Annotated in this window: 21 protein-coding genes; 12 read left to right on the top strand and 9 right to left on the bottom strand. The window is 47.7% G+C overall.

Translation table 11 applies throughout. The annotated features are described in order from the left end of the window. Positions 1–10 precede the first annotated feature (10 nt). The 3 genes from hydN to JYB87_RS04700 form a co-directional block, all read right to left on the bottom strand. The gene (hydN, locus tag JYB87_RS04710) at positions 11–550 is read right to left on the bottom strand and encodes an electron transport protein HydN (RefSeq protein ID WP_207355755.1); all 540 of its coding nucleotides are present in this window, start codon (positions 548–550) and stop codon (positions 11–13) included. A 461-nt stretch (positions 551–1,011) separates the two neighbouring features. After that, on the bottom strand, positions 1,012–1,503 hold the full coding sequence (locus JYB87_RS04705; protein WP_207355754.1) for a GNAT family N-acetyltransferase: 492 nt from the start codon (positions 1,501–1,503) through the stop codon (positions 1,012–1,014). A 189-nt stretch (positions 1,504–1,692) separates the two neighbouring features. Then, the gene (locus tag JYB87_RS04700) at positions 1,693–2,010 is read right to left on the bottom strand and encodes a hypothetical protein (protein WP_207355753.1); all 318 of its coding nucleotides are present in this window, start codon (positions 2,008–2,010) and stop codon (positions 1,693–1,695) included. 170 nt (positions 2,011–2,180) lie between these two features. Here JYB87_RS04700 and JYB87_RS04695 point away from each other — a divergent pair, with 170 nt between their 5' ends. The 3 genes from JYB87_RS04695 (at position 2,181) to JYB87_RS04685 (ending at position 4,536) form a co-directional block, all read left to right on the top strand. Further along, positions 2,181–3,347, top strand: coding sequence for a DUF418 domain-containing protein (locus JYB87_RS04695; protein ID WP_207355752.1), 1,167 nt, complete (start codon positions 2,181–2,183; stop codon positions 3,345–3,347). Positions 3,348–3,363: 16 nt separating this feature from the next. Continuing rightward, a complete protein-coding gene (locus JYB87_RS04690; protein WP_207355751.1) occupies positions 3,364–3,996 on the top strand; it encodes a DUF1294 domain-containing protein in 633 nt (210 codons plus the stop codon). A 66-nt stretch (positions 3,997–4,062) separates the two neighbouring features. Beyond that, a complete protein-coding gene (locus JYB87_RS04685; RefSeq protein ID WP_207355750.1) occupies positions 4,063–4,536 on the top strand; it encodes an FKBP-type peptidyl-prolyl cis-trans isomerase in 474 nt (157 codons plus the stop codon). Here JYB87_RS04685 and JYB87_RS04680 read toward each other — a convergent pair. Continuing rightward, entirely contained in the window at positions 4,526–5,305 is a 780-nt protein-coding gene (locus tag JYB87_RS04680) for an ROK family protein (RefSeq protein WP_207355749.1), read from the bottom strand. The genes JYB87_RS04685 and JYB87_RS04680 overlap by 11 nt on opposite strands. Positions 5,306–5,604: 299 nt before the next feature. Between JYB87_RS04680 and JYB87_RS04675 the strand changes: the two genes are divergently transcribed. The 6 genes from JYB87_RS04675 (at position 5,605) to JYB87_RS04650 (ending at position 10,915) form a co-directional block, all read left to right on the top strand. Next, positions 5,605–5,838, top strand: a complete 234-nt coding sequence (locus JYB87_RS04675) for a hypothetical protein (protein WP_207355748.1) — start codon at positions 5,605–5,607, stop codon at positions 5,836–5,838. Between the two features lie 226 nt (positions 5,839–6,064). After that, entirely contained in the window at positions 6,065–7,852 is a 1,788-nt protein-coding gene (locus JYB87_RS04670; protein WP_207355747.1) for an aminopeptidase P family protein, read from the top strand. A gap of 117 nt (positions 7,853–7,969) precedes the next feature. Next, complete coding sequence (gene ybeD / locus JYB87_RS04665) at positions 7,970–8,236, top strand: DUF493 family protein YbeD (protein WP_037443561.1); 267 nt, start codon at positions 7,970–7,972, stop codon at positions 8,234–8,236. A gap of 87 nt (positions 8,237–8,323) precedes the next feature. Next, positions 8,324–8,980 carry a lipoyl(octanoyl) transferase LipB gene (lipB, locus tag JYB87_RS04660; RefSeq protein WP_207355746.1) on the top strand — a complete coding sequence of 219 codons (657 nt, stop codon included), beginning with the start codon at positions 8,324–8,326 and terminating at the stop codon, positions 8,978–8,980. Continuing rightward, positions 8,977–9,942: a lipoyl synthase gene (lipA, locus tag JYB87_RS04655; RefSeq protein ID WP_207355745.1), complete on the top strand. Its 966-nt coding sequence runs from the start codon at positions 8,977–8,979 to the stop codon at positions 9,940–9,942. The genes lipB and lipA overlap by 4 nt, the downstream gene beginning before the upstream one ends. A 646-nt stretch (positions 9,943–10,588) precedes the next feature. Next, the gene (locus tag JYB87_RS04650) at positions 10,589–10,915 is read left to right on the top strand and encodes a hypothetical protein (RefSeq protein WP_207355744.1); all 327 of its coding nucleotides are present in this window, start codon (positions 10,589–10,591) and stop codon (positions 10,913–10,915) included. Between the two features lie 382 nt (positions 10,916–11,297). Here JYB87_RS04650 and JYB87_RS04645 read toward each other — a convergent pair whose 3' ends face one another. Together JYB87_RS04645 and JYB87_RS04640 are read right to left on the bottom strand one after the other, a co-directional pair. Continuing rightward, on the bottom strand, positions 11,298–11,792 hold the full coding sequence (locus tag JYB87_RS04645; protein ID WP_207355743.1) for a GNAT family N-acetyltransferase: 495 nt from the start codon (positions 11,790–11,792) through the stop codon (positions 11,298–11,300). After that, the gene (locus JYB87_RS04640; RefSeq protein ID WP_207355742.1) at positions 11,789–12,064 is read right to left on the bottom strand and encodes a type II toxin-antitoxin system TacA family antitoxin; all 276 of its coding nucleotides are present in this window, start codon (positions 12,062–12,064) and stop codon (positions 11,789–11,791) included. The genes JYB87_RS04645 and JYB87_RS04640 overlap by 4 nt, the downstream gene beginning before the upstream one ends. Before the next feature lie 330 nt (positions 12,065–12,394). Here JYB87_RS04640 and JYB87_RS04635 point away from each other — a divergent pair, with 330 nt between their 5' ends. Next, positions 12,395–12,721, top strand: a complete 327-nt coding sequence (locus JYB87_RS04635; protein WP_207355741.1) for a YceK/YidQ family lipoprotein — start codon at positions 12,395–12,397, stop codon at positions 12,719–12,721. A 30-nt stretch (positions 12,722–12,751) separates the two neighbouring features. Here JYB87_RS04635 and rimI read toward each other — a convergent pair whose 3' ends face one another. After that, on the bottom strand, positions 12,752–13,249 hold the full coding sequence (gene rimI / locus JYB87_RS04630) for a ribosomal protein S18-alanine N-acetyltransferase (protein ID WP_228729945.1): 498 nt from the start codon (positions 13,247–13,249) through the stop codon (positions 12,752–12,754). Continuing rightward, complete coding sequence (locus JYB87_RS04625; protein WP_207355740.1) at positions 13,207–13,554, bottom strand: DNA polymerase III subunit psi; 348 nt, start codon at positions 13,552–13,554, stop codon at positions 13,207–13,209. Before JYB87_RS04625 ends, rimI begins: the two co-directional genes overlap by 43 nt. 175 nt (positions 13,555–13,729) lie before the next feature. Between JYB87_RS04625 and JYB87_RS04620 the strand changes: the two genes are divergently transcribed. Together JYB87_RS04620 and JYB87_RS04615 are read left to right on the top strand one after the other, a co-directional pair. Further along, positions 13,730–14,203, top strand: coding sequence for a Dps family protein (locus JYB87_RS04620; RefSeq protein WP_207355739.1), 474 nt, complete (start codon positions 13,730–13,732; stop codon positions 14,201–14,203). A gap of 232 nt (positions 14,204–14,435) precedes the next feature. Further along, a complete protein-coding gene (locus JYB87_RS04615) occupies positions 14,436–15,230 on the top strand; it encodes a class I SAM-dependent methyltransferase (RefSeq protein ID WP_207355738.1) in 795 nt (264 codons plus the stop codon). A 156-nt stretch (positions 15,231–15,386) separates the two neighbouring features. Here JYB87_RS04615 and JYB87_RS04610 read toward each other — a convergent pair whose 3' ends face one another. Continuing rightward, positions 15,387–17,702, bottom strand: a complete 2,316-nt coding sequence (locus tag JYB87_RS04610; RefSeq protein ID WP_207355737.1) for an OmcA/MtrC family decaheme c-type cytochrome — start codon at positions 17,700–17,702, stop codon at positions 15,387–15,389. Between the last annotated feature and the right edge of the window lie 250 nt (positions 17,703–17,952).

The raw sequence follows: 17,952 nt of genomic DNA, 5'->3' as shown, positions 1-17,952 counted from the left end.
CCTGACAGACTTAGATGTACAAAGCACCGGCTTCTAACGCGGTACGACGGCGTCTTTCTGCACTCAGTTTTTCTAGTTCAGCGCGATCGACGCAGCGCAGCGCATTGGTCGGGCAAACCTCAATACACGCAGGGCCTTGGCCGCGGGTATAACAGAGGTCGCACTTATTGGCTTGGGCTTTGTTGATCAATAGATTCGCCGTAGAACTGGCGGAAACTACCTGATTAACCACCACATCCATTGCACCATACGGGCAAGCCAGCACACAGGTTTTACACCCAATGCAATGCTCCTGCAGTACGTGAACAAAGCCATGTTCATGACGAATCGCATGGTTTGGGCACACATTGGCGCAAGGCGCATCTTCACACTGGCGACAGGTCGCCGCCGTACTAATATCAGCCCCTTTCACCACATGAATGCGCGGATGAAAATTGGCATTATTAAGCGCTGTCACATCCCCGTCTGCTCGATGCGCTACAGCACAGGCCACCTCACAGGTGCGGCAACCGATGCATTTGTTGGCATCTGCGAGAATAAATCGGTTCATTGAACTTCTCCGTTTTCACAGCGTTTGGCGTTAAGTTATTGTATTTAAAAATGGTTTGTTACATGCAAATTGCGGCTCACAAGACTTACGACAGAGCCAATTTATTGTTTTTTAACTTCATATTGTTATTTAATCCGTCCCGACATTAGCATCATTTAATCAACCTAACTTTGATATTGATTCGGCAAAATGCCGAATTTTGTACAGAAACAGCTCCGATCTGTGCAGTTTTTGCTGATCGTTTTTTGAGTGGCAAATCGGCGTATTAACAGACTAGAGCGAGCCTGAAACACCTTTTCGAAAGGACGCTGATGTGTGCAATTTTCTGGCGTGATTGAGTTGCACAAAAAAAGAGGGATGATCTTTTTAGCGGGTAGCAGCACGTAAAAAAGGCAACTGCGGTATTAAGCAAGAAAGCTCTGCATTGCAGAGCTTTCGACTCAGTAAATTCAATATCGAAATTAAAGCCCAGTGACGGCGCTGCGACGCTCCATAAACACCACGTCGCGCCATTCGCCGTTGAGCTGCCCGAGCTTTTTTCGCACCCCGAGGATCCGAAAACCGTTACGCCGATGCAATGCAATACTGGCCTGATTTTCAGGGAAAATGCCCGATTGCAAGGTCCAAAAGCCTAATGCTTCTGATTGGCTCACCAGATTTTTCAGCAAGGCATGACCAACGCCTTGGCCACGGGCTTCTGCCGCCACATAAATACTGACTTCTGCCACACCACGATACACAGGGCGGCTACTAACGGGTGACAACGCAGCCCAGCCGACAATGCAGCCATTCAGTTCCGCAACTAAGCGACAAACCGAAATCATCGAGTTGTCCCACTCATCCCAGCTTTTCACTTCGGTTTGAAATGTGGCGAAGCCGAAATCTATCCCTTCTTGGTAGATTTGCTGCACCTGGGAATAATCTTGCGGGTGAAATTCTCTAATATTTATCATGGTTCCCTCGCGTGGTAATTCCCGCTGACTCCTCAGCGTACCGATGTAAGCAGCATACAAGATGGGTGTTTTAAATAATGCGTGTTACTCCGCGTTATATTTGCATTTTTTTGAGCAATCAATCACATCCTAATTAACCAAAATACGCTAGGAAAGCCTATACCGATTAAAACTGCTTCACACTGGAGGTTAAGGTTGAATCCAAGCGGCTAACAAAAAACCGAGGATCAGCGTCAGCACCGGCAACCAATTGAGCCACTGCAATTGATAATAAAATCGCTGCAACTGCAGATCGTCATCAACAGCGAGTTGACCGAGTTTTATCGCACGCAAAATATCTTGGAATAGGGTGTCGCTGTCGTCAAATTCATCGGCCAGCAGCTGGAAACTGGGGGCGTAAGATTGCCGTATATAGTCCACCAATTGCTGCCGACGCAAATTACGCAGATACAGCAAGCCCGCAATCAACATCCCTGACAGCAAAATATATGATTCAACGTAGTTCATGAGTTCCTCTCAATCGCTAAAACACTCCTTAAGGGCGAAGAGATTAGTGGGTTTGTCGCACTGAAAATGCGATCTTTGGCGAAATTTGCAGCATTAATTATTGCTGCATTAGCTGGCTAATTATTTAGCTAAGCTGCTGTCAGCATTAACAAACACAACAAAGGTGCGCTATGCTGCTGCCATCGACTAACCATGCAATGTTGCTTAAGGTGTCAACTGCTGTGACCGCTGCCCGCTTAGCCAGTATCGATACCATTCGGGGTATCGCAGTACTGGGCATTTTATTGCTGAATGTCTTTTCAATGGGCGTCAGCCTGTACGACTATGTGCCGCACCAGCAGGCAAACTTCGCAGATAAACTCTGGCAAGTGCTGTATTACTTTGTGCTACGCGATCGCTTTATGAGTTTATTCGCCATGCTCTTTGGCGCGGGGTTGTATCTACAATGGCAACGTTTTGCCGGCGCAACTGACTTGCTCAAACGGCGCATGTATTGGTTGCTGGTATTAGGCGTGCTGCACTGCATTCTAATTTGGCCGGGCGATATTCTGTTTAACTATGCGGTGTGCGGTTTAATCTTGCTGCGTTATCTAAAGCAACCGCCTCAAGCGATGTTAGCGTTGGCGCTGCGGCTTTTCGTGATGGGGGTATTGCTCAGTGGTGTCGCATCATTGTTGGCGGGTGATATTCCCCCCATCTACCGTGAATCGGCTGAATTCCAGCAAGAGGTCAGCTTGTGGACCGGCGCTTATCAGCAACAAGTGGCACTGCAAGCCATGTATTGGGTAGGCGATCTGCTGTATTTTCCGCTGACCTATCTTTGGCAACTGTTGGGGCTGATGTTATTGGGCGCATATGCAGTGCGCAGCGGTTGGTTTACAGTTGGACTGGCACACTATTCACGATTTTTACTGCCTAGCTCGGTGCTGCTATCGGCAATTGCCTACTTGATTGCGACATCTGAAAATGCAGCATTAACCGGCGTTGCCGAGGCCGTAACCAATGTGGCGGCGTTGCCGATGTCGCTGTGGATTATTCATCAATTAGCTAAGAGCCAATATCGATCGTCATCGATATTTTCGGCGCTACAAGCCGTTGGTCGAATGCCGTTAACCCTGTATATCGGTCAATCTGTAGCTGGCGTACTGCTATTTCGCCATATTGCGCCAGAGCTTAACGTCAGCCTTGATTGGTATGGCTATTTAGCCATCGCTATGTTGTGGAATGCCGTTCAATTAGTCATTGCCTCGCTTTGGCTGCACTATTTCGCGCAAGGGCCATTAGAGTCGCTATGGCGTAAACTGGCATTTGGGCGCAATTATCATCCAGCACCATGATAAAAAAGGAATTTAGATGAAAGGAAAAGGACATCTCAGCCAATGGCACGATGAACGAGGATTTGGCTTTATTACGCCCGTTTCCGGCGATAAGCCAGTGTTTCTGCATATCAAAGAGATGGCAAACAAAAGCCGCCGCCCTGCTGTGGGCGAGTTGCTCAGTTATGAGCTAACGCAAGATGATAAAGGTCGTTGGCAAGCACTAAATGCGATGACCATAGAGGATAAACAACTACTACGGCAGCAAACTAAGCAGCGACAACAAAAGCAGCAGCAATATCAAGCAGGCCGCAGCTATTGGGTCTGGTCTTGGTGCTTGTGGCCAGTATTGGCGCTGGCAAGTTGGCAACATTGGCTACCGCTGTATACGCCGCTGTGGTATTTGGCGATGAGCCTCATTTGCTATATCGCTTACGCCAAAGATAAAGCCGCCGCTCGCGATAATAGCTGGCGGATTGCCGAAAGCACTTTGCAGATTCAAGCCTTGTTAGGCGGTTGGCCCGGTGCGTTATTGGCGCAGCATCAGCTGCGGCATAAATCTGTCAAAACCGAGTTTCGCCAACTGTTTTGGTTGATGGTCATCCTCAACATTGCCGCGCTATTTGCGCTGTTTCACTATCGCGCCCAGTTGCCCGTCAGCTGGTACTAGATTTTTGGCGCTCAGTCACAGTCGCTGGTAACATACAGCGTCTTTTTACTTTTGTAGGGATCATCCATGAGAATTGTGCTTGCCGTTATTATTATTGCGTCCGTTATTTTCTACTTCTTTATCGATCGCCAACAACGGGTGGGCATGCAAGAAACCATCGACGCCAGCAAGGCATTTATGGAAGCCAATAAAACGCAAGAAGGGGTGATTACCACCGACTCAGGATTGCAATATCAGTACTTAGTCCACGGTGAAGGCACTGAACATCCTAAAGCAACCGACACAGTCAAAGTGCATTATGAAGGCCGTTTGATCAATGGCCGCGTGTTTGACAGCTCTTATGCCCGCGGCGAGCCGATTGAGTTCCCACTTAATAAAGTGATTCAAGGTTGGAGCGAAGGTGTGCAGTTGATGGTCGAAGGCGACAAAATGCGCTTCTTTATTCCGGCAGAGTTAGGCTACGGTAATCGCACTGCAGGCCCTATCCCGCCGGGCTCTGCACTGATTTTTGATGTTGAATTGCTAAAAGTTAATCCGTAAGGGTTTGCAACATCACTTGCAGTCCGCGGCAGACTATCGTTTCAGAATCATCCACTCGGCTGATCTGACAATGACTCAACGCCGCGGGCATTGCCATCTCTTTTAAGTTCGCGACACAGCCCTTGTAATAATCCGATTGGTTCAGCGTGCTCCCCGCTAACCAGATGCGCTGTGGGTTCAACAAATTCGCCGCCCACGCAATCGCCATCCCCAGATATGCACCTGAACGATACAACTCTACGGGGTTACGAAAACGCCGTTGCCGAATCGACTCACCGCTGGCCATTTGATCTAAGCTAAATTCGCCCGATTCACTCATCACGCGGCAACTACCCAACTCACCAGCAATGCCTGTGGCACCGGTAAACACTTTACCGTCAAACGCTACGGCTAAGCCCATACCAGCAGAACAGCCCACCAGAATTTCGCAACGATATTTATCACTGGCAACCGCATACATCGCCGCTTGTACATCGTTACTCAGCAATAACTTTTTTGCACCGGATTGAATTTTTTCAGGATTCACCCCCATCAACGAGGGAAGATGTTTGCAAGACAGCAAGGTGTTGTCACGCACAATGCCGGGAAACGCTATCGCTAATCGATAGTCAGATAATTGGTAATCACTTTCAAAGTCAGCGATATGCTGATTGAGATCGGCCAGCGAAAAACCTTCCCCCGTTGGCACTTTGTACTGCTCGGTGACACCATCATCGGTGTATTGCAGTAGCGCGGTATCCGCCCCTACCTCAATCGTTAATTCAGCCATCGCCCCTCCATCGTGCTCATTCAGCGAGCTTTAACTGCGGCACATACTAGCATAATCCTGCTTTTACAGCGATGTAACCATCGATTATTTACCCGTAAAACAGATGATTAACGCAGCGAATGGATTAAACCGGCGCAACCCAGCGGGAAAATTTGCCCATACGCGATTAGATCTTCTTGCATGACTCACATAATCACCACGGCTGGTTGCGGAACTTCAGCGTTAAGAATAGTGTCGAACCCCTGCTGAAAATTTCATCACGACGTTAATTTATTGTTCGCCACTACCAAGGATACGTTATGAACCATAAAGGATTATTACTGCCAGCGACAGTTTTCATAGTGTTAACCACCATCACCGGCTGCAGCACTATCAGCCAGAACGTCTACGACGAAACAGCAAAAGAGAAAAACAGGCGTGAACAAGAAGCCTCCCCTCCGCAAGCAACTGACAATGTCAGCCACAGTGACATAAAACATGGCGTTGTGAACGGCTCGCTCAAAACAATATGGGATCGTATTGTTAACGATTAATTTTGCAAAAATGCATCAAAAATTCACCAACCTCGCGCTTCAAATTATGCTCTCGCCCCACCAGCAAGCTGAATAACTTGCTGGCTGAGCGTTACATTCAGCAACGCTTTTTCTTACCGCTGAACTTGCGAAAGCCAAGCCACAGTTGCCATAATCCTCGCACTTAATTGCTCATCTTCTCGCGCACGACCACTCGGCGGTGCGCCACACCGATAACGGAGTTTCTATGTCTACCTCTATCGCAGCGCGGTTGGACGCCATTCGCACCGAAATGGCCAAGCTTGAGCTTGATGCCTTTATGCAACCACGCGCCGATGAATACCTCGGCGAATATGTGCCAGCCCACAACGAACGTTTATGGTGGCTCACCGGCTTTACTGGCTCAGCGGGCATGGCGATTGTGATGCAACAAAGCGCAGCGGTATTTGTTGATGGCCGTTATGTGGTACAAGTGCGCCAACAGGTCGATGGCAGCCAATACAGCTATGAAAGCCTGACCGAAATGCCACAATATGAGTGGCTGGCCGATAAACTGCCCGCTGGCAGCCGCGTGGGGATTGATGCTCGCTGCGTTACGCTTGCTTGGTTTGAAGCGGCGCAAACCCGCTTAGCCAAAGTCGACATCGAATTGGTGCGTCTGCCTGAAAACTTGGTCGACATCTGCTGGCACGACCGCCCAGCCGCTGCGGTGAATCCGGCTTCGCTGTTCAGTGATGACGTGGCCGGTAAAACCAGCATTGAGAAACGCAAATTCATTGGTGAGCTAGTAAAAAAAGAAGGCGCTGATGTGGCGCTGATCAACGCGCTCGATTCCTTCTGCTGGTTGCTCAATATTCGCGGCCAAGATATTCCGCGCATTCCGGTGGTATTAGGTAATGCGCTGCTGAGTGCCAATGGCGATATGACGCTGTATTGCGACCAACGCAAACTGCCAAGCGACATTGCCGCCCATGTTGGCGCTGGCGTCAACTTTGCCGATGAGTCAGAGTTGGCCGCTGCGATTACTGCACTTAAAGGCAAAAAACTGCTTGCTGACCCAAACAGCGCCAACGCCGAATGCCAACTGCAAGCGCGTGAAGCGGGCGTAAAATTAATTGCTGGCCTCGACCCTGTCGCGCTGCCAAAAGCCTGTAAAAATCCAGTCGAACTGGCGGGCATGAAAGCGTGTCACGTACGTGATGGCGCGGCCGTCAGCCGTTTCCTCGCATGGCTCGATCGTGAAACTGCCGCCAATCGTTTATACGATGAAGCCACGCTATCCGATAAATTGGAAAGCTTCCGCAAAGCCGATCCGCTGTATCAAGAGCCAAGCTTTGACACCATTTCTGCCGCGGGTTCAAACGCCGCCATGTGCCACTACAATCATCTGAACGGCACGCCAGCGCAGGTAGAGATGAACAGCATCTACCTCGTCGATTCTGGCGCGCAATACTTAGATGGCACCACCGACGTCACTCGCACTATCGCCATTGGCGAGGTGACAGACGAACAACGCAAGATGGTGACTTTGGTGCTCAAAGGCCACATCGCGCTGGATCAAGCACGCTTTCCGAAAGGCACCACCGGCCAACAGTTGGATATTTTGGCGCGCCAATACTTGTGGCAACACGGTTTTGATTACGACCACGGCACTGGCCACGGCGTCGGCCATTACCTGAGTGTGCATGAAGGCCCGCAACGTATCGGTAAAAACCACAATGCCATTGCGCTGCAAGTGGGCATGGTGATCTCGAACGAGCCGGGCTACTACCGTGAAAACGGTTTTGGTATCCGCTTAGAAAACTTGGTCACCGTCAAGCCATGTGACGCGTTAGCCAACGCCGAACGCGAAACTTACCAGTTTGAAGCGATTACTCTTATTCCGATGGACCAGCGCTTGTTCGATAAATCGATCATGACTAGCGCCGAAATCGACTGGGTTAACAGCTACCATCAACGGGTGCTGGCTGCCCTGTCACCAGTGCTCGAAGGTGACGATTTAGCCTGGCTAAAACAGGCCACCAGCGCGCTTTAATCGAGATAAATCAAGCCGGTAGCAATACCGGCTTTTTCTTACCTGATCCGCGCCTTGAATTCGGTTATAATCGCCGCCATATTTGCCCATATCCCTGTATTTTTGGAATAGCGTTTTATGTTGAATACCGAGTTCGATAAGTACCTAGAGTTCCCTACCGATTTCCCATTTAAAGTGGTTGGCGATGCCAGCGATACTTTGGCGGAAAAAGTGGTATTGGTGGCTCAACGTCATGCACCGGGCGATTACACGCCTAGCACCAAAGCATCGAGCAAAGGCAGCTACCTCTCAGTCACCATCCGCGTGATTGTAGAAAGCAAAGAGCACATCGAAACACTCTACACTGAGTTTGCCGCCATCGAAGGCGTGCGCCGCGTGCTGTAATCTTTACCGGCAAAAGTGTGATCTATATTACATTTTTGCCTTGAGCGCGTATAATAGCGCCACGGTGAAACTGGAGACAATTTTCTCTTGTCAGACAAAACCTTACACATTTGCCATCTGGGCATGATGGATTATGAAACCGTTTGGCATGCCATGCAGCAGCTAACGGATGACCGCGACGACACTGTTGAAGATCAGTTGTGGTTAGTCGAGCACCCACCGGTGTTCACCCAAGGACAGGCAGGCAAAGCGGAACACTTGCTCAACACCGGCGATATTCCGGTGATCCAAGTTGACCGTGGCGGCCAAGTGACCTATCACGGCCCCGGCCAGATGGTGGCTTACCCGCTGTTAAATGTGAAAAGACTCAAAATCGGCGTGCGCCAACTGGTGACCGACATTGAGCAAACGGTTGTGTCTGTGCTCGCCAAATATGACATTGAAGCCTATCCCAAAGCTGATGCACCGGGCGTATACGTCAACGGTGACAAAATCGCTTCGTTGGGGCTGCGCATTCGTCGCGGCTGCTCCTTCCACGGTGTGGCATTCAATATCGACATGGACTTAGCGCCGTTTCATCGCATCAACCCCTGTGGTTATGCAGGGTTAGAGATGACCCAAGCCAAACAACTTGGCGGGCCGCAAACCGTTGTGCAAGCTGCCAACGAATTTGCCGAAATTTTTAGTCAGCGCTTAGGTTATACGCAGCTGATCCATCACCAAGGATTACCGAAATCATTATGAACAGGCCAGAACGTTTACAACCGGGCGTCAAGCTACGTGATGCCGATAAAGTTGCCCGTATTCCCGTGAAAGTGGTGCCATCGGAACGTGACACTATGTTGCGTAAACCAGATTGGTTGCGTGTAAAACTACCGTCGTCAAACCAACGCATTTTAGATATCAAATCTGCGCTGCGTAGCCACGGTTTGCACTCGGTGTGTGAAGAAGCCTCTTGCCCGAACCTCGCGGAATGTTTTAACCACGGCACTGCCACCTTTATGATTTTGGGCGCGATCTGTACCCGCCGCTGCCCGTTCTGCGACGTGGCCCACGGCCGCCCGCTCAAGCCTGATGAAAACGAGCCAGTCAAACTCGCTGAAACCATTCGCGATATGAAGCTCAAATACGTGGTAATCACCTCGGTTGACCGTGATGACCTACGTGATGGCGGCGCGCAGCACTTTGCTGACTGTATTCGTGAAATCCGCAAACTGAACCCAGAAATCAAGATTGAGATTCTGGTGCCTGACTTCCGCGGCCGTATCGATCAAGCATTGGATATTCTGGCGACTGAGCCACCTGATGTGTTCAACCACAATCTGGAAACTGCGCCAATGCACTACCGCAAAGCGCGCCCAGGGGCGAACTATCAATGGTCGCTCAATCTGCTGAAACGCTTTAAAGAGCGTCACCCACACATTCCAACCAAATCAGGTTTGATGATGGGCCTTGGCGAAACCAATGAAGAGATTGCCGATGTGCTGCGTGACCTGCGCGCTCACGACGTCAACATGCTGACCTTGGGGCAATACCTGCAACCATCAAAATTCCACCTGCCGGTAGAACGTTATGTGACCCCAGCTGAGTTCGACAAAATGCACGAACTGGCAACGGAACTTGGCTTTACCCACGCCGCCTGCGGCCCACTGGTTCGCTCTAGCTACCATGCGGATTTGCAAGCACAAGGGAAAGAGGTGAAGTAACGCTCTTGTTTTAGCGTTACTGGTGAGTTCTGAAAAACCGCGCAATGCGCGGTTTTTTATTGTCTGCTGACAGCTTTGTGCGTATTTGCAAATTCTATGCTGTCGGATAATTTAGCGTTATTAATCACCTGCGGTGCGCAATGCACATGCATCCTTGTGGCTCGATGTGAATCCATCCTTGGAATCTCGACGCCAGCCAATTACATCCATGTAATTAGCCAGCTCGCCATCTGTGGCTCGCGCTCATGAGCACATCGCTATCGCGATATTCGCCATGCTGGCGACGGCCACAAGTCTGCATATGTCGGGAATTACATAGTAAAGTTGCTGGCGAGTGAAAATGGGAAATGTGACAAACATTAAACAACTAAATAGAACCAATATTGTAACTATCCAATAAAAAAAGTAGAATTACATTGCTAAACCTAGCTTTTAAAAAATTATTTTTAGCGAATTACAGCACACTTAGCTACGCGTATTTATATTTTGTGTGTTTATATTTATCAAAAATTAAAATTTGAAATAGACATTATATTTTTCATTTATTTAACCAATAGAAAAATAAATACAAAATTTACATTTTAGTAGAAGTTTGTAAAATAGTGATTCTTACATTTTCTACAAAAAGATTCTAAATGGAGTTAAAATGAATCGATTTACATACCAGCAGATAGAAGCTGGTGAACATCTAGATTTAATTAGAGATAAAAAATCATTTGAAGTTGTACTATTGGAAGGTCATTTGAGTGATGCTGTCCAATTGATTGAAAGACATATCGAGAGTAGAGACATGTCTTGTCGAATTTATACATCAAAGCGCGTAGCAACTGCTACGATTGGACTTCTTGATGCAGGTTTAGGAATTGCTGCATTAGCAGGAATCGCAATACATAATATTGCAACATATAACCCAGACTGGGAAATCTGTAGGTATCTTGTCGATAAGAAAATTGAAGTAACGTATATGAAATAAGAATAAAACATGGGCTAAAATTAGATGTTTTAGCCCGAAAATATTTTTAACCACCATCAACACGACTATTTAATACATCACCCACATACACCAAATTTAGAGATAAATGTATTTATGATTTATATTTTTATCTATTCAACTTAATAAAAAATAAAATAATTTTCGCTTCATTAGAAACCCCATAGTAATTACTACATTTACCATCGATAGCTAAGTAATATCCATAACAAGAGACATTGCGACTTGATTACTTTAGTCACCTGCTCCCACTTAAAACACAGGAGTTTACTGTAAGTTGGAAGTATAATGAGCAGTACAGCGATACCTGTTTTTGCTCCTTCCAGCTATAAAGAAAAAGCGTTAGTTTGTTGCAACAGTGTCGTTAACTCAAGCTGGCGCGGATGTCTGCGATGGTGATGAAGAGTTTGTTTTCAGTGTCTTGAAATGCGGTGAAGCCATATTTTTCGCAAAAGTGCGCGGCGCCGTCTTTGGCATCTACGATTACGATGGGAAAGGCGACGGTGTCGCTGGCGGCAAGTAATTTACGCAGGGCGTCGATCAGTAACCATTCGCCGAATCCTCGGCCTTGGTAACGATTATCTACGGCTAAGCGGGCGATGAGTCCGCCGGACATAGATGACGGGTGTTTTTTCTGCAGTTTGATCGGTAAGGCGTTCAGGTCGATCGGGGTCATGGTTAGCGTATAAAAGCCAATCACGGCCGAGTTATCGGTGTCATCTTCCAACACAAAAGTTCGGGTATTGTCTTTTTTGGCTTGCTGGCTGGCCATCACTTTGAAGTAGTTATTCAGCGCGTCGATACCACAATTGAATCGGTTTCTATCGTGTTTATCTTTGTCGAGCAGCACGGTATTCATTGCTGGCTTTTACCATCGTAGCGCTTGGCGGCGGCTTGCAGTTTGGTATTGGCCTTGGCGGGTTGGTCGAGTGCATCCATCAGTGCCATAGCGTCAATTCGGCTGAGTTTGAGAGTTTCTTCACGCTCAATCACCTGCTTAGCTTTTTCAATGGCGGCGTTTAGCACAAAAGAGTTAATGCTAGACATACCGGCAATAGCAGCGGCTTTGGTCAGTAAATCTTGGGTATCAAGGTCTACTCTGGCGGTAATACGCGGCAATGTTGAGGCCATCGTGTTCTCCAATGTGTCAAAGTGGCACGCCAAGCATTATGAATCCAACGCCAATAATGATCAATTTAAGTGTCACTTTGACACACAACTAACTATCGGCTTATACGTTCACTGGCGATGCTGAAGCCGAGTTTGTGATAGTGAGGGATAGCCGCTTAGTTGCTTTGACTCATTCGATGAAAATCATGGTGATATGTGTAAATACACTAATCCCTGCTAGATTTATTCGTACATCGGAAGATATGATGAATGCACAAATTAGCGCCAATTATGCGGCGCTTAGCCTATCCCCTTAATAGTCGGTTATTTCCCTAGAAGGAACTTGGAAAATTGAAAACACTATTACTGCCATTAGTCGCATGCCTTTGCTGTTCTTGCGCCACAATCAAGACGATATCTCCTGATAACAATCATGTTGTTATCGAGCATCAAGGGAAGAAAAGCTACTGCGAGACCATTCCACGCATTTACAGTGGCATTTCCTATAATGTTTGCCTGCTGCGTGGCGAGCCGAGCAAAACAGCAAATGTAGGTGGCACCCTCAATAATGTGCCATGGTTTGTTATTGATTCCGCGTTCTCTGTTGTCGCAGATACCATCGTACTTCCTTACACGATTGTGACCCAATCCAAGGATGGCGACATTCAGGTAAATTAAGGATGATTCGGCAAGGCCATAACAAACGAATTAACTAGCAAACCGCTTTGACATCAGTACTGCAGTTTCTCGGCCGCTGGCGGTTTGGTAGTAGTTTTTGCGTTCGCCGTCGATGCTGAAGCCGAGTTTGTGATACAGCGCGATGGCGGCTTGGTTGCTTTGGCGCACTTCTAAGAACACCACTTCAATAGCGGCCTTATCCACCAGCGTTTGCATGCTGTGGCTGAGGAGTGTGTTACCGAAGCCCCTGCCCTGTGCGCTGGGATTGATGCAAATATTCATCAGCGTCGCTTCTTCAAACAGATATTGGTAGATGGCGTAGCCGACTAGTTGCGAATGCCCGGATTCCTCTTCAATAAACAGCCCAAATACACGGTAGCGTTCACCAAAACAGCTGGCGAGCACAGCTTCACTCCACGGGTATACGTGGGCGGCATTTTCGATGGGCAGCATGCTGCCGACATCAGCGATGGTCAGTGATTTGATCATTGCTGTTGCTGCGCCTGCTGTTGCCAGATTTGCTGCCATAAATCGCGCTTACCTTGCACGCTTTGACATAACAGCGGCAAAGGTTGACTGCGTAGGCGACCGGATTGCGGCTCGACACGCATGTCCCACAACACATTGCTTGGCGCGATTTTAGCCGCAATGTCGCTGCTGGCGATCCGGCAGTCACTACTATTCACGTGCAGCAGCTTTAATACCTCTTGTACCAGCGGATGTTCGAGGCTCACTTCTGCACTGTTATCACTTAACAGCCACAAACCTTCAGTAATTTGCGCCGATTTTGGCTGCCATTCGGTGATCCCCATGGCGTGTAGATAGCTGTTCATTTAACACTCGTTAACATTCAATTAGCGACAGTTTACCAGAATCCCCAGCGCAATGGGGCTTAGCAAACGTGCACTCAAGTTCAACTAAAAAAGCGATTAATAACATCTATTCTATCCGCTTTAAACTTTTAACCACCGCAGTAGACTTAGCTCATCAACTTAATAGGAGGTCATTATGAGTCAGATTAATATCGGTATCGATCAAGCCAATCGCCAAGAGATTGCAGCGGGATTAAACAAAGTGCTCGCCGACACCTATAGCCTGTATTTGAAAACCCACAGCTTCCACTGGAACGTCACTGGGCCAATGTTTAACAGTTTGCACCAAATGTTTGAAGACCAATACACCGAGCTGGCAGGCGCCGTCGATGTGATTGCCGAACGTGTGCGTGCGCTAGGTGAACGCGCATTGGGGTCTTACAGTGCCTTTGCCGCGGTCACAGGTATCAAAGAAGATACAGGCGTGACCGATGCCAACCAGATGATTCAAGAGTTGCTGGAAGGCCAAGAAGTGATTATTCGTAACGCCCGTAACCTGTATCCATTGGTTAACCAAGCCAATGATGAGGCGACGGCCGATTTGCTGACCCAACGTATTCAGTTGCATGAGAAAACCGCGTGGATGCTACGCGCTCTGCTGCAGCGCTAATGGGTTAACCGTTTTTCATTGTTAGAGTCCTTTGCTTATTCATCGTTATATCGTTCCCTGAGTTAGTTTTTTGGCCGCGCAAGCGGCCTCTTTTTTATCTGCGTTTTGGTCGAACCTCGCTAATCAGGTTAATTAATCTGTGTAATCCAACCCATTTTATTCAGCTATTTCTCACACTTGGCCTGCTAATATGCGCCTTACACAAATTAGCTATTAATAAAGGACTATGACAATGCAGACTTTTTCACTCTCCCTCCGTCGCCATTTGCCGCGAGCCCTGCCGCTGATGACAGCGCTGTTATTTGCCCCAGCATTTAGTAGTCTGGCGGCTGATAACAAGGCCGAAGTTGCCAAAGCAGTTGCCAACGTGCAAACCCTGCTCAAAGCGCCATTTCATCAGACAGAGCTGGAACAAGATAAAAGCCGTTTGCCTGTACAGATGGTGCAATTTCTCAATATCACGCCAGGCATGACTGTGATGGATATGGGCGCGGGCGGCGGCTACAGTACCGAGATTCTGTCAGCAGCCGTTGGCGATGAAGGTACAGTTTACGCACAGAATAATCATCATCTAGAGCAGATGGCGGGTGGCAAAATTATCCAGCAGCTATATACCCGCATTGAGACAGGCAAGCTCAAGAATGTGAAAGCCGAGATCTGGGAAATGGATGCCATTCCACTAAACAACCAACTAGATTTGGTGTTCTGGGGCAACAATATTCACGACTATTACCACAGTGTGGGCGAGCAAGGCACGTTGGCCATTTTGAAGAATGTCTATGATGCGCTCAAACCCGGCGCTACCTTCGCAGTGGTGGATCATATCGGTAATGCAGGTAATGACAACGCCAAGCTGCATCGGATTCAGCCGCAGCTGATTAACGCTGTGTTGGAAAAGGCTGGCTTTGTGGCTGCTGAAACTACTGACATCTACCACAATGCAGCAGATACCCATGAGTTATCAGTATTTGATCCGCAGATTAAAGGCCATACCGACCGTTACTTTATCAAAGTAAAAAAGCCGTAAGAGCGACTTTGAAGGCTTAACAGTGGCTCAGAAAACGGTGCCAATTAAGCAAAAGAAAAGGCGGGGTTACGGCTAACGGACATCCCTATCTCGCATCACCGCAACCTCGCCAATATTTGAATAGGCACGCTACTCAAGCGTGCCTATTGATACCTATTAGTGTTTCAGAGTCATGTGAACTTTATCAACACCGTAGGTTTTGCCTTCAGCGTGACAAGTTGAGCATGATTCGATAGGCAGATCTTTATCTGTGCTACCATCTTCAACAGTAACCGCACCGTTGCTCTTGAAGTGAGCGTATGAAGCAGCATCTGAGTGAGCGTGGCATGAACGACATGCTTCAGCAGTTGGAGAGATGTATACAGTTGCACCATCTTCGTTAGTTACTGCGATAGCACGGCGACCAGAAGTCAAACCACCATCGTCAGCAAATACTGTTTTGCCTTCTACGTGGCAAGCACCACAATCAGTATCAGCTGCTGGGTAGTTAACAATCGCACCCGCTTGGTCACGGTAGATTAACGCACCAGTTGCGCTGGTTTGGATACCACTGTGCAGACGGTGAGATACTGTTGCCAGATCATGGTTACCGAATGGAGTGATTGCCAAAGCACCAAAGGTTGGTTCGCCATCAGCGTCTACGCCAGTTTGAACATATGCACCAGGGAATGCTGAACCTGGAGCGTTGTTGTTGTGACAGTTAGAACATTGGCTGAATGTCAGGTTACCGTAGTGGTGGTTAACCAGCGTGTCGTGACAGTTACCACAACCTGCTTCGTTTGCACTCATACGTTCTGGTTGGCTGAAACGACCGACGTTTGCATTGCTACCATCAGCAACAGCCAAGTTCCAGTACTTAGTAGGCATTGCTACAGAGATACGGTTGGTATGAGCATTAGCACAAGATGCTAAATTACCTTGAACGTCGTTACACAGCAGGATGTTTGAAGCAACATAGATGCTTGCATCAGCTAAGTTGTAATTGCCAGATGCAGTTACAGTCACATGACCAGTTGCATCAGCAGCAGCGCCAGTTAAGCCCATGGTGAATGCCGCAGTTGGCATACCATATTGATCAATAGTACCCACCATCAAAGCAGCAACACGTGAGCTCAGTGCGTAAGTACCGAAGTCAAAGCCAGCTGGAACAGCTTCACCTTTGAACTTCACAGCCAAAGTTACAGCCAGAGTATCAGCATCAGCAGCAGTTGCACCTTCAGTGTAAGCAACGTTAGACACGCTTACGTCCAGCGCTTCGATAGTTGCAAAACGGTCACCAATCTTATGAGCATTGATTGGTGCCAGTTCGCCTGAACCATGACATGCGATACATTGAGAGTCATTGGCTTGTGCCAGATTGAACTCAGAGTGACCTTCACCAGTTTCAAAGTTCACACTCATATGACAACCCTGACAAGCAGCAGCTGTAATGCTAGTGTTGTAAGCTTCATCGTTGGTGTGACACATAGTACAGTCGGCAACATCCATAGGCAGGCTGATTTTGCCAAAGTCTTCAACTGCGCTTTCGCTAGTGAAGAACTCAGCATTTTCTCTACCAGTATGGATCGCGTGGATCATGGCTGGGAAATCCAGTGGCAGACCCATTTGAGGCCAAGTTTCAGTGGTTGAAGGAGTGTGGCACATTGCGCACATCTGCACTGATTGATAGTTTGCACCATGACGAGAGATGTTGTTGATGCGCTCATCGCCTTCAGGGAAGCCTTCAACAGCACCGTGACATTGGATACAAGCAGTGTCAGGCACAGTATCTTTAGCTGATTCAGCCAATTCACCAGTCGCAGGAATAAAATCAACTGGTGCAGTCAACAGACGGTTTTTCAACTGAACGCCTACGGCGTTAGTTGCATAACTGCGGATAATTACACGGTGCAAGCTATTGGCATCGTCATCAGCCCAAACAACAGGTGCATTACCTTCGTGCTCCCAAGTACCTGTGTAACTACCTGGATTTGCAGGATCTTCAACCAGTGTACAAGCATTAGCTGAGTTACCATGAGCATCCACAGTCACACCTGTATCGCTACAGTACATGCTAGTACCAGCGCCATTCAGCATGGTGTGGTTAGCCCACTGATAAGCCGAGCCTTTACCTGAATTGTTTTCAGATTGATGTCCAACATATAGTTGAATTTTATTCAAACCCACAAATGGCACCATATCACCAGACACGGTTTTAGCCATTGCAGTGAATTTCACAGAGAATGGTGTGGTACCAGAAACGACGATATCGCTTGGTTCAAGCGTAATTACGAGGTCTGTCAGGTTTTCAATCGTGGTTGCAAATTGACCAGCTGACAACCCAGGAGTACCAGGTTGACCATCAGCACCATTTGTACCGTTAACACCGTTAGCGCCATCTACGCCATCCTTACCATCATCGCCACAGGCACTCAGCCCGAGGACACTGGTCATGGCAAGAACTAATAACGATAAACCAGTTCTTTTCTTCATCATTGTTCCCTTAATTTTTATTTTCACGTCTGCATAAGCAGTAGATTAATAATAAATAAAAACACTTTTAAAGTAGGGATTTTGTATATTATTTGTGAAACATGACTCTAATAGATAAATACGGCATATCGATATTTGAAATTAACTATTGCAGATATCACGATCAACTTTAAAAAAACAAATGTAAAAAAGGCGTGTTATCACACGCCCTTCATTCAAATCAAAACATTAGGTTATTTAGAATAAAAAT

The organism is Shewanella avicenniae, from assembly GCF_017354945.1.
Classification (GTDB): domain Bacteria; phylum Pseudomonadota; class Gammaproteobacteria; order Enterobacterales; family Shewanellaceae; genus Shewanella; species Shewanella avicenniae.
This window is presented reverse-complemented; position numbering and strand designations above follow the sequence as displayed.